Source organism: Paenibacillus sp. MDV22-iso6 (assembly GCF_058408365.1).
Window position 1 is genome coordinate 1 of sequence record NZ_JBZVDZ010000009.1, and the last position, 16481, is coordinate 16481.

The 16481-nt window shown below is 42.8% G+C and carries 12 protein-coding genes; 3 read left to right on the plus strand and 9 right to left on the minus strand.

The features are described 5' to 3' along the window. Positions 1–105 precede the first annotated feature (105 nt). The 6 genes from AC4PM4_RS23700 to AC4PM4_RS23725 form a co-directional block, all read right to left on the minus strand. Complete coding sequence (locus AC4PM4_RS23700) at positions 106–1320, minus strand: GNAT family N-acetyltransferase (RefSeq protein WP_063562719.1); 1215 nt, start codon at positions 1318–1320, stop codon at positions 106–108. Between the two features lie 86 nt (positions 1321–1406). Further along, the gene (locus AC4PM4_RS23705; RefSeq protein WP_063562720.1) at positions 1407–2582 is read right to left on the minus strand and encodes an FAD-dependent oxidoreductase; all 1176 of its coding nucleotides are present in this window, start codon (positions 2580–2582) and stop codon (positions 1407–1409) included. 502 nt (positions 2583–3084) lie between these two features. Continuing rightward, positions 3085–3360: a barstar family protein gene (locus AC4PM4_RS23710; protein ID WP_063562721.1), complete on the minus strand. Its 276-nt coding sequence runs from the start codon at positions 3358–3360 to the stop codon at positions 3085–3087. Positions 3361–3375: 15 nt separating this feature from the next. Next, entirely contained in the window at positions 3376–3813 is a 438-nt protein-coding gene (locus AC4PM4_RS23715; protein WP_063562722.1) for a ribonuclease, read from the minus strand. A gap of 160 nt (positions 3814–3973) precedes the next feature. Further along, entirely contained in the window at positions 3974–6553 is a 2580-nt protein-coding gene (locus AC4PM4_RS23720) for a glycosyl hydrolase (protein ID WP_491614782.1), read from the minus strand. Between the two features lie 179 nt (positions 6554–6732). Then, on the minus strand, positions 6733–7470 hold the full coding sequence (locus AC4PM4_RS23725) for an SDR family NAD(P)-dependent oxidoreductase (RefSeq protein WP_491614702.1): 738 nt from the start codon (positions 7468–7470) through the stop codon (positions 6733–6735). Between the two features lie 176 nt (positions 7471–7646). Here AC4PM4_RS23725 and AC4PM4_RS23730 point away from each other — a divergent pair, with 176 nt between their 5' ends. The 3 genes from AC4PM4_RS23730 to AC4PM4_RS23740 all read left to right on the plus strand — a co-directional run bounded on the left by AC4PM4_RS23730 (position 7647) and on the right by AC4PM4_RS23740 (position 11499). Further along, positions 7647–8252 carry a TetR/AcrR family transcriptional regulator gene (locus AC4PM4_RS23730; RefSeq protein WP_063562731.1) on the plus strand — a complete coding sequence of 202 codons (606 nt, stop codon included), beginning with the start codon at positions 7647–7649 and terminating at the stop codon, positions 8250–8252. 278 nt (positions 8253–8530) lie between these two features. Further along, on the plus strand, positions 8531–9151 hold the full coding sequence (locus tag AC4PM4_RS23735) for a TetR/AcrR family transcriptional regulator (protein WP_063562732.1): 621 nt from the start codon (positions 8531–8533) through the stop codon (positions 9149–9151). A gap of 47 nt (positions 9152–9198) precedes the next feature. Then, on the plus strand, positions 9199–11499 hold the full coding sequence (locus AC4PM4_RS23740) for an MMPL family transporter (RefSeq protein ID WP_491614703.1): 2301 nt from the start codon (positions 9199–9201) through the stop codon (positions 11497–11499). 95 nt (positions 11500–11594) lie between these two features. Here the strand turns inward: AC4PM4_RS23740 and AC4PM4_RS23745 are convergent, their stop codons facing one another. The 3 genes from AC4PM4_RS23745 to AC4PM4_RS23755 all read right to left on the minus strand — a co-directional run bounded on the left by AC4PM4_RS23745 (position 11595) and on the right by AC4PM4_RS23755 (position 16423). Beyond that, on the minus strand, positions 11595–12866 hold the full coding sequence (locus AC4PM4_RS23745; protein ID WP_491614704.1) for an alpha-L-fucosidase: 1272 nt from the start codon (positions 12864–12866) through the stop codon (positions 11595–11597). Between the two features lie 40 nt (positions 12867–12906). Continuing rightward, on the minus strand, positions 12907–14652 hold the full coding sequence (locus AC4PM4_RS23750) for a DUF4091 domain-containing protein (protein WP_491614705.1): 1746 nt from the start codon (positions 14650–14652) through the stop codon (positions 12907–12909). A 79-nt stretch (positions 14653–14731) separates the two neighbouring features. Further along, positions 14732–16423 carry an ABC transporter substrate-binding protein gene (locus AC4PM4_RS23755; RefSeq protein ID WP_170867806.1) on the minus strand — a complete coding sequence of 564 codons (1692 nt, stop codon included), beginning with the start codon at positions 16421–16423 and terminating at the stop codon, positions 14732–14734. Between the last annotated feature and the right edge of the window lie 58 nt (positions 16424–16481).

The following is a 16481-nucleotide window of genomic DNA, read 5'->3' on the forward strand; positions in this document are numbered from 1 at the left end:
AACATCTATACTGGTTGTTTTAATTTTAAACAGAGGTCTCCAGACGGAGAACGAGATATTGCCAATTCATCATTCATCAGGGAATGCTGATCATTACTTTGAATATTAAAAGTAATCCGAAAAGTAAGGCGCCTGCTGCTCAATAGCATCTTCTAACAAATCAAGCGTTTCTGGATCACATTTAATACGGCCAATCTTATGCAAATACTCAGGACGCTTATAACCTAACAACATGGTCGTCATGGTTTGGATACTTATGCTATCTTCACTACGTCGACTTTGACTCCGAATTACTCTTCCGCTTCCATTCGGTTCAATCTGTAGAGTAAATGTGCCTTGATTCCAAGACAGCAACGGATCTTGCAACGTAAACGTCCACTCTCTATCCATCGCTGCGGGTTTGAACGGATATTTTGAGATAAATTGCTCAATGTCCACGATCCGTGCCATAAAGTAAGGTGAAATGGTTTCCTTAATATCCGCATCTTCCAGCAAAAAGGCAAGCTGTTCATCGGTATGAATATTGCCTACCACTTTAGATATCATTGAAAAATGTGCACTAATGAAATTCCACAGTCCACTGCGTGCCTCTTCATGAATGAAGATCATATCTTTGACGTGGAACACTTCTTCTTCAATCCAATATAAAATGTAGCCATCCGGTTGACCGTCTTCTCCATAATAGACAGCTGCAGTTAAATCATCTGAATCCCATCGCCAATACTCACTCCACGCAAGTTCTTTCCGCAGCATGGCTCCATGGGTTTGCATTGAAAAGCGTTCATAAGCCACCTTCACATCTTCGCTGTCGGGTTCGACACGTGCCACATCACCAGGAACAGGTTTGTTTTTGGGTAATTGGAAGTCTTGAACCTCAAACACGATTTTATCAGAAATGATCTCCCACCCTTTACGGCGATAATACGGTATGGAGTAAGGATACAAGTAAGAAATGGATTGTTTCTGTCCACGCATATTGGTGAGAGCTTGCAGCAGCAGTTTATTCATTAAGCCTTGACCCGAATATTCCGGAAAAGTCCCCACACCAGTGACGCCACCCATAGCGTATGTTTCGTTAAATATCCGAACTTCAAATGGATATATGGATACCTGAGAAATCAGTTTTTCTCCATCAAACCATCCAAGTACATCTGCTTGTTGTAAGACAGGTGATTTTTCATGGAGAATTTCGCTTTCTTTCCAGCCATGTTTGTGAAGATCATTATGAGTAACTTGAAATACATAGCGTAACAGTTGACTATATTGTTCTAAATGCGCTAAATCTACTTTTTTCATTTTTAAATTTTGCTTACGATGCATGCCAGTTATTCTCCCTTGGTTTTAAATTATATTATTTACCAATTGCTGCAGAATAATGCTGGCTCTGATCTAGATCAAGATAATTATTAAGATCTTGTTTTTACCTCTCTAAGTTTCCCTGTCGAATCTCTAAGGATAATATCCAGAAACTTATGTGCTGCATTATGTGAGAAGCTGAGCTTAAGATTCATATCTGACTCCAGTGTTGCTTTAGAGCTATATGCAAACATTTTTTTCTCGTAGTGCTCTAAAGCCGTTTTTAGATCGCTGTGATTAGCAAGAGATAAGCCTAACTCAGCTGCATCAAGCATCGCAATATTCGCTCCTTTTCCTGCAAATGGAGACATTAAATGCGCAGAATCTCCTATGAGAGTGACCCCGTCCTTATGCGTCCAGCTGTGGTCGATTGGCAACATATAGATTCTACGAGGCAACATCTCGCCATCAGAATAACGAATGTAATTTTTCAAGTCATCACTCCAATCGGATAATAATTGGAGCAGAGATTCTTTTGCCATTGTTGGTTGTTCAAATTTAATACCGCAATTATCCAGCCATTCTTTTTCAATCCTGAAAGCCAAATAAACTCGGATGCGGCCGTCACCATTAAGCTGAGCCATAATCGCTTTTTGATCTTGGAATGCAAACATACTCCCTTTCCCGTTGAATTCAGCTAAATCCGGGTGAATTTCATCAACATTTGATATCCCCATCTCAACCGCGCTTATTCCCGTGTAGATCGGCTGCACATCCGAGAGAAACTCGCGAACTCTTGAAAAAGCACCGTCAGCACCAACAACAAGATCTACAAGTTCTGTATGCTCATTCTCAAAATGCAACTCAAGCTGACCGTTGTCTAGTGAATTTATACTTTTTAGGTGATGGCCCCATTTTATTGTGTTTGGTTCAATAGAATCCAATAACAATTTGCGAAGTACGCCACGATCTATCTCAGGTCTATGGTTATCTTCGGGACCTGATATTTCGTCCCAATAGACTTTTCCGGTTTTATCTAGAAGCCGTAAGTCCTGGCCTTCATAACGAGCATTCACTTCGAATTTTTTTATCAGTCCAGCTACCTCCAATGCATATTGACCTGACTCAGGATGCATATCAAGTGTGCCGCCTTGTTGACGAGAGTTGGAGGATGGTTCACGCTCATATACAGTAGCTTTCATTCCATTTTGCTGCAGAATTCGAGCAAGCGTTAATCCAGAAGGACCTCCACCAATGATAGCAATACGGGCATTTTTATTTGACATACGAAAATCTCCCTTCAATCATATTAATAGTTAAGATAAATAAAATGACGTCAAACTTATTATTATTTACCTGTAAACAATAATAATTGATAAAGATTATCATTGTCAAATGTTAACGTGATAATGTCTATATCTTAGAATACTAACGTTTGTTTTAAAAATCATGCTAGAATTAAGCGAAACGAACCATTTTGTCTATTCATTTGACCTGAAGCTGATAAATTATCGCTTTGGTTCCTTTATCCAATTTAAATGCTACTCATGTGCTCATAAAATATTTCATATTATAATCTATTTTATTGTAAACTAGTTAACTAAATTACATTAACAAAAATGCTATTCTCAATCCGTTTAAAACACATTATGTCTTCTGCTTATAAAAAATCCAGACATGTGTTGATCTTCTCATTTGGGACAAGATTTCGTACCAACAAAACAAAAAAAAGCCGCTAAAATAGCGACTTTCAATGGATCCATCTTATTGCCTCGTACCAAGTAGTAATTAATTTTTTAAGTCCAATGTAAATCCTTCCAGCTCTTCTTCAGCTTCATGCATCAGATCCAACAACTGATCTGCGTACTCTCCAAGAGACTTCCGACTTGCCTCAAAATCAATCCACTGAATGGTAAGTGGCATAGGAAGAAATCCAGTTAGGCAATCCCATAATGCGTCCAAATTCCGCCCATACGTTTGACCTAACTCAAGACTGGTCTGAAGTACATCATGTAACTCTTCTTTTCCATGAATGTCCTTTCCATTGATGACTACTGTCTTCATATGATCACCCTTTCTCTATTCGATTTGCTCGAACGTACGATAATGATCGGTTGTTTTATAGATTAATCCATCATTGGAGTATAAAATCCGATCACTGCCCCGCGTTCCTCCCGAATAGTTAATATCTGCTTCGTACCAAGTCCTTCCTTTTTTCTTGGGCAACAGCCCTTCTCGATTTTGAAATACGTCACCGCCAATGCTTTTGCCTGGAGCCACTTTTTCCAAATTACCTTTACTAGGCTCCCATCCTAATTCTCTAGCTTCTTTCTTGGTTATATAATTTTCCGGGAGTTCATTATGCTCCGAAATATACTTGGCTACTTCATCAAATTGCGTTAGAGTTGCATTCTCTTGAGATGAGCCATTTAATGAAACCGTTTCGAGTGAGCAGCCTGTAAACAGGATGGTCGCCAGAATAAAAAGTAAAGCACCTAACCACTTTTTTACAACCATTGATTTTGATCTCCTTCTGAAAAATTAGCATCCTCCCTATCATAACATGTTCCTTTCGTATACTCCTCTTTATATTCGTTTCTCGCGGCTTTCAGCCGTCCCAACAGAAAAAGGCTGGAGTAGGGATATCCCCGCTCCAACCTTTATTATGCTTGCCTGCTTACGGCTCAATTCCCCAAACCAGTTGACCGTTGATATAGCCGGTAACCTGTTCATGGTTTGCGAACTGAGTACTCGATGCCTTAAACGAGTAATCGTTAGCCTGGTTGTAATTGGACCAGTTATTTTTGGAGAAACGTGCTTGAATTTCTGCGCTTTGTCCGGCATTAAGCGTTCCGGCAGAACTCGTAAAACCAACTTCCAAAACATAATCCGCTCCGGCAACTGGCGTTGCCAATTTAACGAATTTGCTGGTTACATTTGCACTTCCGATACTGGCCCAGTCAGACCAAAAACTCTGTGCTTCTTCCCCGTCGATCGTATAGTAATACCGGAGCTTTACATCACTTAACTGAATCGCCGAATTACCGGTATTGACCACTTTGAATTTAGGTGAGATTCCGTTGGTGGACACACTTGTATTGCCGTTAAAGGCTTGGATCGTCAAATTCCCAGAGGGTACAGAAACACTGCTGTCCACTACGTTTACTGTTAGAACAGCGTTATTTCCTCCATTAAAATGAAACGTTATCGTATTTTGGCTTAGCGGCAGCGTGGAAAGGTAGGATTTGCGCAGAACGATGGCATTGCTTGATGCCGTATAATCCTGGCCTGATACAAGTGTATAATTCCCATTCGTTATGCTTGTAAGCTGTCTTCCGTTTAAGGTAAGAGTCAAGGAAACATCCTGTGCTAGATTCGCTGCTTTATCAAATGTTGCATTCACGGGCGAAATTACAGCGCTTGTGCTTGGTGTTGAATCAACAATTTTAACTTTTAATACAGGATCTTGCCCTTGATTAAAATCAAAAACGATGGAATGTTCGCCAACCGGCAGTCCGGCTAAGAATTCTTTTTTCAGCAGTAACGTACTTCCGCTTAACGTATAATCCTGATTTGCAGTCAATGCAGAGGTACCTATCCGTAGACCGGTTAACGTATTACCGTTAAAGTTCACGGTTATGGCCTTGTCGCTTGGATTGGGCGTATGTTTGTCAAATTCAACGGTTGTAGGTGTGAGGGACGCGTTTGATGTTGGATTGTTAACCTTCAAATTAGGCAGTTCATTCAGCGTAATGACATAATCGCTTTGATAAAGCGTTTTCAGAGTTGCCGGATAATTAAAGGCTGAACTCATGAGATGCTCGCCGTACCACGGGCAGAAGTAGAGCCATCCTGATTTTTCCTCTGTCAGATTCTGTACACTTGGGACGGTATCATTCTCCGTCATGGCCACCATTTTCTTGCCGCCCGTTAAATCAACCAGTTGATAGAAGATCGAGGTAATGGCATCCTCATTCGGTACGCCGGACAACCCGTCAGTGCGGTTGTAGATCGTATTGTATTTATCATAGCCGACAATATCTACCCGATCGTTACCAGGGTACCATGCAGGAGAAGTGTTATATACGTAGCTGTTGTAAGTCCAAATCAAGTTGTGCAAACCGTAGGTCTCTGTAAGTTCAGTGTAGAGCATATCCCACAGTTGTTTGTACACATCTGCACCTGCGGAAGCCCACCAGAACCAGGCGCCTTCTCCATTTAACCCACCGTTGCCCTCCGCCTCATGATAAGGACGGAAAAGAACGGGCACATTGTTATCTTGCAGAATCAACAGTTGTTCCGCCAGATCATCAATCGTACTCATTACGTATTGATATTCTTTCGTACCAGGAATTACGGCGTTGGCTGTATTAAAATTGGTTTCTGTTGGTTTGTAAGTAGCCTCTTTCCAATCCACATGATCCCCAAGCTGGTAGGTCGTGAAATTTCGGGGCACATTAATATGCCAGGAAGCTGTCGCAATTCCATCCCGATTATTCACCCAATCGATCATTCGATCGGTTGTGCCGTCTTCCCATCCGTAGAGCGGATTATAGTTCATAAAATCAAATCCACGGATAGCCGGATACTTTCCGGTTAAATTATGAATCCAATCAAACTCCAACTCCGTATTGCCATCGTTTCCACCACCGTATATCTCCTGTTGACCTGAGATAATATGATTGCCATAAACCTCCGTTAAATAATTCATCAGAAGTTGTGTTTCCGGTGTGGCTTGGGAATCAGTAAGGACAGGCTGAACATCCAGGGGATCAAGATTGGCATAGTCCACAGTGAAGGTGTCAAAATAAGCGAAGCCCCAACCAGCCTTCAATTGAATCGTGTTACTTCCTTGATTCAGCTTCTGATAACCAAAATTGAAATCAGACCATGTTGTTGTGTATGGCAGCATATACGAGCCCTTGGTAACGCCATTAACGGATAAATATTGAAGTCGGCCGTCAGCACTAAGCTCCTGCATGTATCGGGTAGAAATTGCATACATGCCTGTTTCGGGGACAGTCACAGTGAAGGTTATCGTGCCGGAATTCTGCATCCAGACAAATCCACTTCCAGAAAATCCGGGCTTGGGTTGTCCGTAAATTTCTGTCGTCACTTGAAGATCGGAGGAAAGTAAAGCGTTTTCGCTTTCGATCGTAAAAAGTGGGGAATCTGCATGAACGGGTACTGTCATCAATCCAAGAAGCAGAGTCAATGCCAGCATTAATACGCCTGTCTTTTTGAGCAAAATCATCATCATCATCTTCCTTCCCATTTTAAAATATGATAAAGAATGATCCCTCTGTTTACTCATGATGGCGCTTTCATTGTAAACATAGCATATGTATCAATTTTTGCAAATATATGGACGAAAAAAAGCCGCAATTTGCGGCTTTCACTATGTTCATCCATTCATTTTCGGCAAATTTACTCCTCTTATTGGGCGGTGTATCCACCATCCACGATTAGACTATTTCCTGTCATATAGGATGAATCGTCGCTAGCTAGGAACAGTACGGCTTTGGCCATTTCATCTGCTTGACCAAGCCGCTTCATTGGTGTTGCCGAAGAAAGAGCCTGTTTGCTCTCTTCTGGAATAATCGGTGTATCGATGAAGCCTGGGCAAAGTGCGTTCACCCGAATATTTTTCTCAGCATACTCAAGCGCAAGTGAACGAGTCAAATTCACAACGCCACCTTTTGCTGCATTGTAGGCTGCAGAACCAGGTGAACCAACCCATCCGTACATGGAAGCCGTGTTGACGATAGTCCCTCCGCCAATTTTGAGCATTTCTCGGATCGCTTCACGCGCGACCAAGAATACGCCGTCCAGATCTACATTCACCGTATTGCGCCATTCAGCATATTCAAGCTCATGCGAAGGATGAACACGCCCGATTCCTGCATTGTTAAATACGATATCCACTTTACCAAAAACCTCTACGGTTTTTTTGAAAATCTCAGCAACCTCTTGTTCACTCGTGATGTTCGCTTTAATAAACAGAGCGTCAGCTTTAAGCGCTTTCAGTTCTTGCTCAAACGCCTTACCTTTTTCTTCATTCAGGTCCACCAAAACCACTTTGGCTCCTTCTGAAACGAATAAGCGTGCTGTCGCTGCGCCGATTCCGGATGCCCCTCCCGTAATAATTGTCACTTTGTCTTGAAGTTTGCCCATGATTAAATCCTCCAGTATACTATTTTGAATAGCACCTATTTGCATATGTGCTATATGACGTTTACAAACATAATTGTATGCTTAAAATTGTAACAATCCAATCATTAAGATACGATGATATGTCTACTACATAGACACTTGGTAAAACAATGTCTATTTTTATAGGAGTTTTATGTATGAATGATGAACAAATTATGAAATCTCAACAGCGCAATCGAACAGAAGAGCATCTTAAAAGCGCTCTGATCCAACTCATTAAGAAAAAAGGCTATCATGCCATCTCTGTCAAAGACATCGTTGATCAGGCAGGTTATAATCGCAGTACTTTTTACTTACACTACCAAGATAAATTCGTGCTCGCCGAAGAATTGTTGAATACGAAGCTCGAAGGTTTGAGACTCGCCGTAGGCAAGCCATATTCGCATGGTCAAAAGGTCTACACCAACAAGCTTAATTTTGAATCCTTTCAAATCATCGATTATATCTATGAAAACCGAGACTTCTTCGAACTGATTCGATATGATGATACGTTACCTGGTCTGCATACAGGTTTTCCTCAGACAATCCTGAAAATCTATGAGGAGCAGTTTATCTTCGAGACGATCAACGATTCCCCCGTTAACATGGAGTATTTTAAGTACTATACGGCTTACGGTTTTTTTGGAATATTGAACAATTGGATATTAAGCGATTTTCGTGAATCACGTGATATGTTTATCAAGAACGTAATCGAACTATCTAAAACACATATTCATTCTTTTCATTATGTGGGGGACAATTAGTTAAATTTCATTTAGAGACAAAGAAGAGGAATCGTATCCTCCACTCTTTGTCTTTTTTTGTCTTTCCCTCTCTTTTTCTTATGGAATTTATTGAATGATTATTTCTCAATCTGCTTATCTATAAATTTGCCTCTTGAGTAAATTTGCACAATGAGCAAATTAAAGTTATGATAATTTCGAGTAAATACTAAGGAGTTGAGTGAATACCAAATGAAAACAATCTACTATCGAGAGAGTTATTTTCTCCAGAAGCATGCATGTGGAGGTGTACGCATCTGATGGCCAAGCAAACCCTGCGACATTTAAAAAAAGAAGCTACTGAAAAAGCGCTAGCGACTACAGCATTTGAACTAGCACTTGAACATGGGTTGGACGGTTTTGTTGTCGAAGATATCGTGCAAAAAGCCGGCTATTCCAGAAGAACTTTCGCAAACTATTTCACATGCAAGGAAGAAGCAGTAGCCATTGGAGCTACTTCAGTTAATAACACAACTGAGTTTGAGAATTTGATCACCAAAATTCCACCAAATGCCTCTTTGCTTGACATTTTGTATCAACTAATCCAGATGCAGCTTACAGCAGACCTTATAGGAAGATTGCGTGAACTTCTGTTACTTTCCCAAAAATATCCTGTTCTCGAACCGCATTTCCTTGGAGTAGTACACCAAATGCAGACGACTGCTCAAGAGACATTATTAGACTTATCAAACGGGAATGATGACGAGGTATATACTTATCTACTTATTAACGCGGCCTACGGAACCATTCTTCCATTAATTGACGGAAGACTTAATGTGCTGTTACCAGGACAAAACATAAGTGACCACCAAAGAACTGGGGCTGTATCGTTCGATGAGTTTTTAGAAAACATGTTTGGTCACTTGCGCAAAGGATTCTAATACAGCAGCAATCCATATTCACCATAGAGGGAGTGTAAAACAAAGATATGTCTACATTATTATATAGAGTGGGGAAAACCGCTTTTCGCAAACCGGGGTACTTTATACTCGGATGGATTTTAATTTTAGGAATTGTCGTCTCGATGATCAGTGTGAATGGTGTGCATATCAGTTCCGAAATGAAGATTGAAGGCACAGAATCTCAAAAAGTTCTGGACCAGTTAGCCAAAGAATTACCTGCGGCCTCAGGCGGTCAAGGGAGTGTTGTGTTTGAAGCACCTCCAAACGAGCGTCTAGATACGCCAGAACGATTGGCAGCAATCACAAAGGGTGTTAATGATGTTTACGGGATAAAAGATGTGATTAACCCTGCAGATTATGCTGCTGAAGCCAGCGGATCAACTGCTGAGATGGCTCAGGCTTCCAATACAGAGCAGTCTGCAACAGTGGCTGCTCCCTCCTATGGTCCTCTGATGGTGGATGGTGTTCCTGTGCCGGGTGTTCTTCTCTCTCCCGACGGCAGAATTGCTTTGTTCCAATTTCAGTTTACCATTGAGCAGTCTGCTATCACGCAGGATGTTTTTGACTCCGTAATAGATTCCGTCATGACTGTTGAGAAAGGAACCAATATTACGGTCCTACCAGGCGAAACACTAAAAACCGTATCCATCGGTGTAGGATCCGCCGAAATCGTTGGACTTGTTATTGCCGCGGTTGTTTTGCTGGCCACACTTGGGTCCGTTGTAGCGGCAGGACTGCCTCTTGTAACTGCACTTCTAGGTGTCGGCATCGGAGTGGGCGGAGCATTCTCCATTTCCAAATTCATTGAAATGCCTAGTGTCACTTCGGTTTTGGCTCTTATGGTTGGACTAGCAGTTGGAATCGATTACGCTCTATTCATTGTAAATCGTCAACGCCGGATGATTATTGATCAACGTCTGAGTGCACAAGAAGCTGCTGCCAGAGCTATTGGTACATCGGGCAGTGCTGTATTTTTTGCAGGTTTGACGGTTATCGTAGCTCTATGCGGTATGCTAGTAATCGGTCTTACGTTCTTATCGACAATGGCGTTGGTAGCTGCTGCAACCGTGCTCATCAACGTATTCGTTGCCTTAACCCTTTTACCGGCGCTGCTCGGGTTGGTGGGTGAGCGTATCTGTTCGCCTAAAGCTCGTGAGAAAAGCGCCAAGTCTAACAAAGCGGCTGGTCGAGGCGCAGCTGACAGATGGGTTAAATTCGTTATCAAGTATCGTTGGGCCACAATTGTCGCCATCATCGTACTTCTTGGTGTCGCAGCAATTCCGATTACAAAAATGGAGATGGGCATTCCTGGAGCTGCTTCAGCGAATCTGGACACGACTGCAAGACAAAGCTATGAAGCAATTTCCGAAGGCTTTGGAGAAGGCTTTAACGGACCACTTATTCTGGTCGCCGAGCCCAAGGATTCTTCAACGCAGGTCTCTCCCGAACTCGTAGGTAATCTTGTGAAAGAGCTTCAAAGTCAAAAGAATGTTGCGCAGGTTTCACCTTTAGGCATGACTGAGGATATGGCTATTTTTAGTCTGATTCCTGAAACTGGCCCTAATGATAAAACCACCAAAAACCTGGTAAATGATTTACGTTCTTCTGAGTCGAGTATTGCACAGACGTATGACGTTAAGCTTGGAGTTACCGGATTCACTGCCGTAAATATCGATATGTCGACCAAGCTGGCAGAGGTATTCCCTATATATGTAGGAATTATTATTCTGTTGTCCCTTATCATTCTACTCTTGGTATTTCGTTCAATCATCGTGCCAATCAAAGCAACCATCGGCTTTCTTCTTAGTATTCTTGCTACGTTCGGAATCACGACAGCTGTGTTTCAGTGGGGCTGGCTCCACTCTCTCTTCGGCTTTGATACAGGTGGTCCGCTGCTAAGCTTTATGCCGATCATTGTTACGGGTATCCTTTATGGACTCGCAATGGATTATCAGGTTTTCCTTGTTAGCTCCATGCGGGAATCGTATGTTCATGGTCATCGGGGGACTGAATCCGTCGTTCACGGGTACAAACAAGTGAGTCGTGTCGTAGTTGGAGCCGCTGTAATTATGGTTTCTGTTTTTGCAGGGTTTATTTTCACGGATGATGTCATGATCAAACAAATTGGATTTACGTTAGCTGTAGGAATCTTGATCGATGCCTTCATTATTCGAATGGGATTGGTCCCGGCCATCATGGCTATTTTCGGGAATAAAGCGTGGGCGCTTCCGAAATGGCTGGACCGCATTCTGCCGAACCTTGATGTCGAAGGCGAGAAACTGATTGCTTCACTCAATGCTAAAGATAACGAACATCACAAGTCTTGATGCGGCAAATTATTTAGATTTGAATTCCTTTGGATGAAAAATAAGAAACAGCGACCACGTTCTGGTTACTGTTTCTTATTTTTTTTCATATTAATTTAGCTTAATGGATCTGGAGTTCCGCCACCAACATGATGGAAGCTTAGTTCCTGAAGTACTGCCTCTTGGTCACTTTCGATGATTTCAACAATAACACCCCGAATTTTGATCGCAGGGATACGAATAATTGCCTTATGACCTATATGCTGCCCTTCATAAATGGTCACAGGTCGTCTTGACTTTTGAGTAATGATGTCAATCTTGAAGCTTCGTATATTTTCACCAGATGTAAGATCCTCTTGGATGATAACGTGGTCGAGTAACTGGGGCACCTCTGTCTCGTAAACCCACGATTTTTCAAATCTTCTGCATTGCTCAAGTGTTGCAAATGGACGTTCGAAACGGCGAATTTCCGAACCGAATTCCAACAGTCTCTCTACATCTTTCTCCGGAAGCAGACCGTTGCGATCCGGTCCAATATTCAGGAGCAGGTTTGCACCACGGCCAACGGAATGATAATAAATGCCCATAAGTTCTTCCGTACTTTTCAGGGTAAGTTCATTGCTATCGCTATAAAACCAATCTCCCCTTATTTGGACGTCACATTCCGCTGGCAGCCATAGGTGTTCAAGCAATTGCTCTTTCTTTTCCGTCATAATTGAAAACTCCGTTGAGTCAACTTCATTCCAGCATGGAATAGGTGCAATACCATCCTCATTCCCAACCCACCGAAAGTCGGGGTCACCCATATTAAAAATTAAAATATGAGGCTGCAAGCGGCGAATTTCATCAATAATACGTTTCCAATCATATGAATGTGCCTCAGAGCCACAACCGTCAAACCACAGAATATCGATGTCGCCATATTGCGTGAGCAACTCTGTGATTTGATTGACGAAATAATCGTCGTAGGCCTTCGCATCTTGGGTGTAAAAGTCAGCTGAACCATCATACGGTGAATAGTACAAGCCTGGTTTCATATCATATTTTCGGCAAGCATCAACAAATTCGCGTATGACATCCCCTTGCCCACCCTTCCACTGAGAAGCCGCCACACTAAATCGACTGTAGTCGGAAGGCCAATTGGAAAAGCCGTCATGGTGCTTCGCAGTTAACACAGCATAGTTCATTCCGGCTTCTTTGGCCGACCGGATCCACTGCTCACAGTCTAAGTCAACAGGATTGAAAGCAGCCGGATCCATCTGCCTTTCATCGAAATCGACATATCCTTCATAAAAGGTGCGAAGTCCGAAATGAAGAAACAATCCAAATTCCCATTTTTGAAAAGCAAGTTGTTTGGCTGATGGCGTTAATTTTTGAACAAGATTCATATGATCACACCTTTCTCATCCCATTGTTTAATACAGCTGTTCATTCTGTTTGTCCGTTCTCAATCTCATATAATCGATCGTAGTCCTCGATATTAAAACTGTATAATTGCATGGCCGTTTTGCCAGAGGAGGGTGCAAGCTCTCTCGGATGATCGAATCGAAATACTCGCTGGAGAATCTTTTCAACCTGCTCTTCCTGTCCATTCTGCTTTGCTATCTGCATATATTCATAATCGCGGATGCCTCGCTGCAGCCACTTATAACGTAGTGAAAGCAGCGGTTTGCCCCTTTTTCCCGGGTAAACGAAATTGGTATCCCCGGCCTTCCAAATCATAGGACGATAGGAAAGCCTCTCCAGAGGTTTGTCGGGCCACACGGTATAATTCCACCGTAGAAAGCCATCCAATTTCAGCTTTTCTGCGAGCCAAGGGATCACCCGAGACTCAATTGACGGCGAACTGAGGAACGTGTTGGGTTTCTCTGGCGAGCAGCAAACGTAAAACGTAAATGTCCCCTTCACTTCTTTTCTTAGCTGCTCTAGCTGTTCATACTCTTCTGCAGCACAGTCAAGCACAGGCACATAATCAACGATTCCTTTAATATGTTTACGAATAAATTCGGTATGATTGATTGCTGCTTTATAGAGGAATGATGGCGCCATCTCGCGTAAGCATGCTAAACTTTCCTCAAATAAGCAGATATCAGCCGGTTCATCCGCAACAACACGAACGCGGTCAATCCACTTTTTCGAGATAAAATGCTGCTCTAATGCCACTACATAAGCGCTAAGATCTGATTTATTTCGGATAAACTTATAGCTCCCGGTTTCTTCATCATAATAGCGGACGCGAATGGCATCGGGGTAATCATCCACAACTCCCCCAAACCCTTCATCCTCATGCTTCCAAATATTGATCAAGCCGAATACTTCTATTTCTTTGCATATTCCGTGCTTCTCTCCTATCTCAACATACCGATCCAAGTGCGTAAAATCATAGTCAAATCGACCGTCGCTCCGTCTCACGATTTGAACGATACTGTATTCATTCAAGTCGGATGGCTCAGCATCGATAAATGATCGTTGTCCGCTCCATGGCTCCTCTGAAACAACAAGCGTCAACGCCTTTTGTCCGAGCTGAGATAAGCTGTGAAGATACGAATCAAGAAGCGTAAAATGTTCATCGGTCCAATAGGAAACATCATATTTTCTTGCAATATTACAGTTATGCTGCCACAAGTCCAAAACGAAAGTATAATTTTGAGGCTCTGGCAGCACTTGTTCACTGATCGTTAAACGAAACGTCAGTTCTTTTTCCAAAACCTCATCCTCGAACATCGTATGCGTGTAGAATTTCAGCTTGCCTTCATATTGACCGCTTACAACGGAATCATCGGCATGAAGCTCCACCCACAAAGGTTGGATCTGACGCTTCCTAAGCCATTGATAGGGTTCATCCAGCAGAACATCTGAAGTCATAACGCGATTATCGTCCTCAATTAACCCGATTAGCTGAAGATCGATCTTGCAGGGAGCATCCGTTTCCACCTCACAGCGCACGATTTTGATCGGCCCGCCCTTCCATAACAATGCATCCCGGTTAATCGTAACGAGCATATCCTCTTGATCTGAGCTGACCAATGCCTGGAAGGCGGCGCTGTCATTTTTACAGCAGCGAAGTTCCAAGTGTTTCACCTGCGTGTCTTCACGTCCCTGATTCCACCAATTGGACGACCACATATACTTATAGAACATGTTTTGCAAACCACAGTTCACTTTAAACTGCACCTCCGAGTCTAATCTGAAATCCTCCAGGTCCTCCTCCAGGTCAGACTTGAAGGTAGAATTATTTAGGGGAAATTTCGAATTATTTCGTATCAATTGCCTTCTGGTAAATTTCTATATACTGACCAAGCTGCAGACCATCCAGACCTTTTACATAAGAATCCCATTCTTTCTCGATGTCCTTGCTGCCCGTAATGAACTGAGCCATGTTTGACTTGACGTAATCTCGGATTGATGTTTTTAGTTGAGCCGCAACCTGAGTGTCTTCCAATGCTATGAATACGCTGGATGGATAATTCTCCTTCGATTGGAACGGCTCATATTTGGCTGATTCACGCTTCAGACGAACCTCGTAAGCGCCTTCAGCAAGCGGATCCTGCAGAGCTGCCCATGAGTCACGATACTGGTATGTGCGGAGGGACGGTCCAAGCTGATCCCAGCGATCATTATACGTAATTTTGGTTTCACCATCAGAAATAATTGCATAAGTTGCCGGTTTGCCGTCCATACCCAGCTCGCCATCCTCCGCTTTGCGCCATCCTTCACCTTCTGGACCATGCTCTTGATTCACAATGGCTTCTTCTGTATATAAATAGTCGGCCAAACGGATTGCGGCAATTTTCTGTTCATCAGTCGCTTTGTTCGTAATGGCCATTTGCGACACACTTACTCCCGCAAAGTATCCTGCTTGCTGCACACCGTTCGGTCCTTTAAGGGGAGGCACGGTGACATACTCTTTATGACGCGGGTGTTTGTCATCTGGGCTGTGGGCGTAACTGATTAGAGCGGTTGTAATGCTGCCAATCACATTCGCGTCTTGACGGTTGCCCAACTGCTGGATGGCATCGGAGTTCTGTGTGAATGATGCTGGATCGATCAGGCCTTCCGTATAGAGCTTGTTCAGGTACAATAATCCCTGCTTCCATTCTTCCTTATTGGCGACGAAATCCACTTTGCCGTCCTTTACCTGGAGAAAAGTCCCGTTGTCTTTGTCCACCTGATCGTCGATGATAAACGAATTCATCAAGAAGGAAGCGACGTTCCCTGCCCACATGTCGTCAGCGCCGGTAAGCGGAATTTCGTCTTTTATACCATTACCGTTCGGATCATTTTCTTTAAAAGCTTTTAGTACTTCATAAAACTCGTCCGTTGTTGACGGCATTTTTAACCCAAGCTTTTCCAGCCAAGACTGATTGATCCATAGCTTCTGTGCATAGTTGCAGTGATAACACTCGTTCACTTGCGGAAGAGCATAAATGTTGCCGTCCGGTGAAGTGATAGAGCTTTCCAGGTACGGCAGTTCAGCCATTGCTTTTTTGAAGTTAGGCGCATATTTATCAATCAAGTCGTTCAGTGGAATAAACACACCCTCTTTGCCGTACTTCATCTGCTCTTCTTTGGTTAAGCTCCCATGCAAAATTACTTCAGGATAATCACCGCTTGCCAGCATCAATTGTTTGCGGTCGTTTAGCGCTTTTTCGGGTACGAGATCCCATTTTATTTGAATATTCGTCTTGTCCTGGAGGTATTTCGTGAATGTATTGGTTTCCATATTCTCTATGACGGCGTACTGCGGAGCAAACATTTTGATCGTCATGGGCGTATTGACAATCGGATATTCTCCAACGGGCGTAAACACGTCGCTTGCTTCTGGTGCACTAGCAGAAGGTGTATTCGTAGTTGTGCTCGAATCCCCGCTACAGGCGCTCAAGACGAGTGATAAACAGAGTGCAGCTCCGAGGACGCAAGAGAATGACTTTTTCCATGTTTTCATAGTTATGACCCCTCCCATTTATCGAACATTAATTTCAATTACGGAAGCATTCTATCTG

Bases quoted from the DNA above. Each gene is read 5' to 3' on its own strand.
- AC4PM4_RS23700 (WP_063562719.1), bottom strand. From the start codon at position 1,320: ATGCATCGTAAGCAAAATTTAAAAATGAAAAAAGTAGATTTAGCGCAT.
- AC4PM4_RS23705 (WP_063562720.1), bottom strand. From the start codon at position 2,582: ATGTCAAATAAAAATGCCCGTATTGCTATCATTGGTGGAGGTCCTTCT.
- AC4PM4_RS23710 (WP_063562721.1), bottom strand. From the start codon at position 3,360: ATGAAGACAGTAGTCATCAATGGAAAGGACATTCATGGAAAAGAAGAG.
- AC4PM4_RS23715 (WP_063562722.1), bottom strand. From the start codon at position 3,813: ATGGTTGTAAAAAAGTGGTTAGGTGCTTTACTTTTTATTCTGGCGACC.
- AC4PM4_RS23720 (WP_491614782.1), bottom strand. From the start codon at position 6,553: ATGATGATTTTGCTCAAAAAGACAGGCGTATTAATGCTGGCATTGACT.
- AC4PM4_RS23725 (WP_491614702.1), bottom strand. From the start codon at position 7,470: ATGGGCAAACTTCAAGACAAAGTGACAATTATTACGGGAGGGGCATCC.
- AC4PM4_RS23730 (WP_063562731.1), top strand. From the start codon at position 7,647: ATGAATGATGAACAAATTATGAAATCTCAACAGCGCAATCGAACAGAA.
- AC4PM4_RS23735 (WP_063562732.1), top strand. From the start codon at position 8,531: ATGGCCAAGCAAACCCTGCGACATTTAAAAAAAGAAGCTACTGAAAAA.
- AC4PM4_RS23740 (WP_491614703.1), top strand. From the start codon at position 9,199: ATGTCTACATTATTATATAGAGTGGGGAAAACCGCTTTTCGCAAACCG.
- AC4PM4_RS23745 (WP_491614704.1), bottom strand. From the start codon at position 12,866: ATGAATCTTGTTCAAAAATTAACGCCATCAGCCAAACAACTTGCTTTT.
- AC4PM4_RS23755 (WP_170867806.1), bottom strand. From the start codon at position 16,423: ATGAAAACATGGAAAAAGTCATTCTCTTGCGTCCTCGGAGCTGCACTC.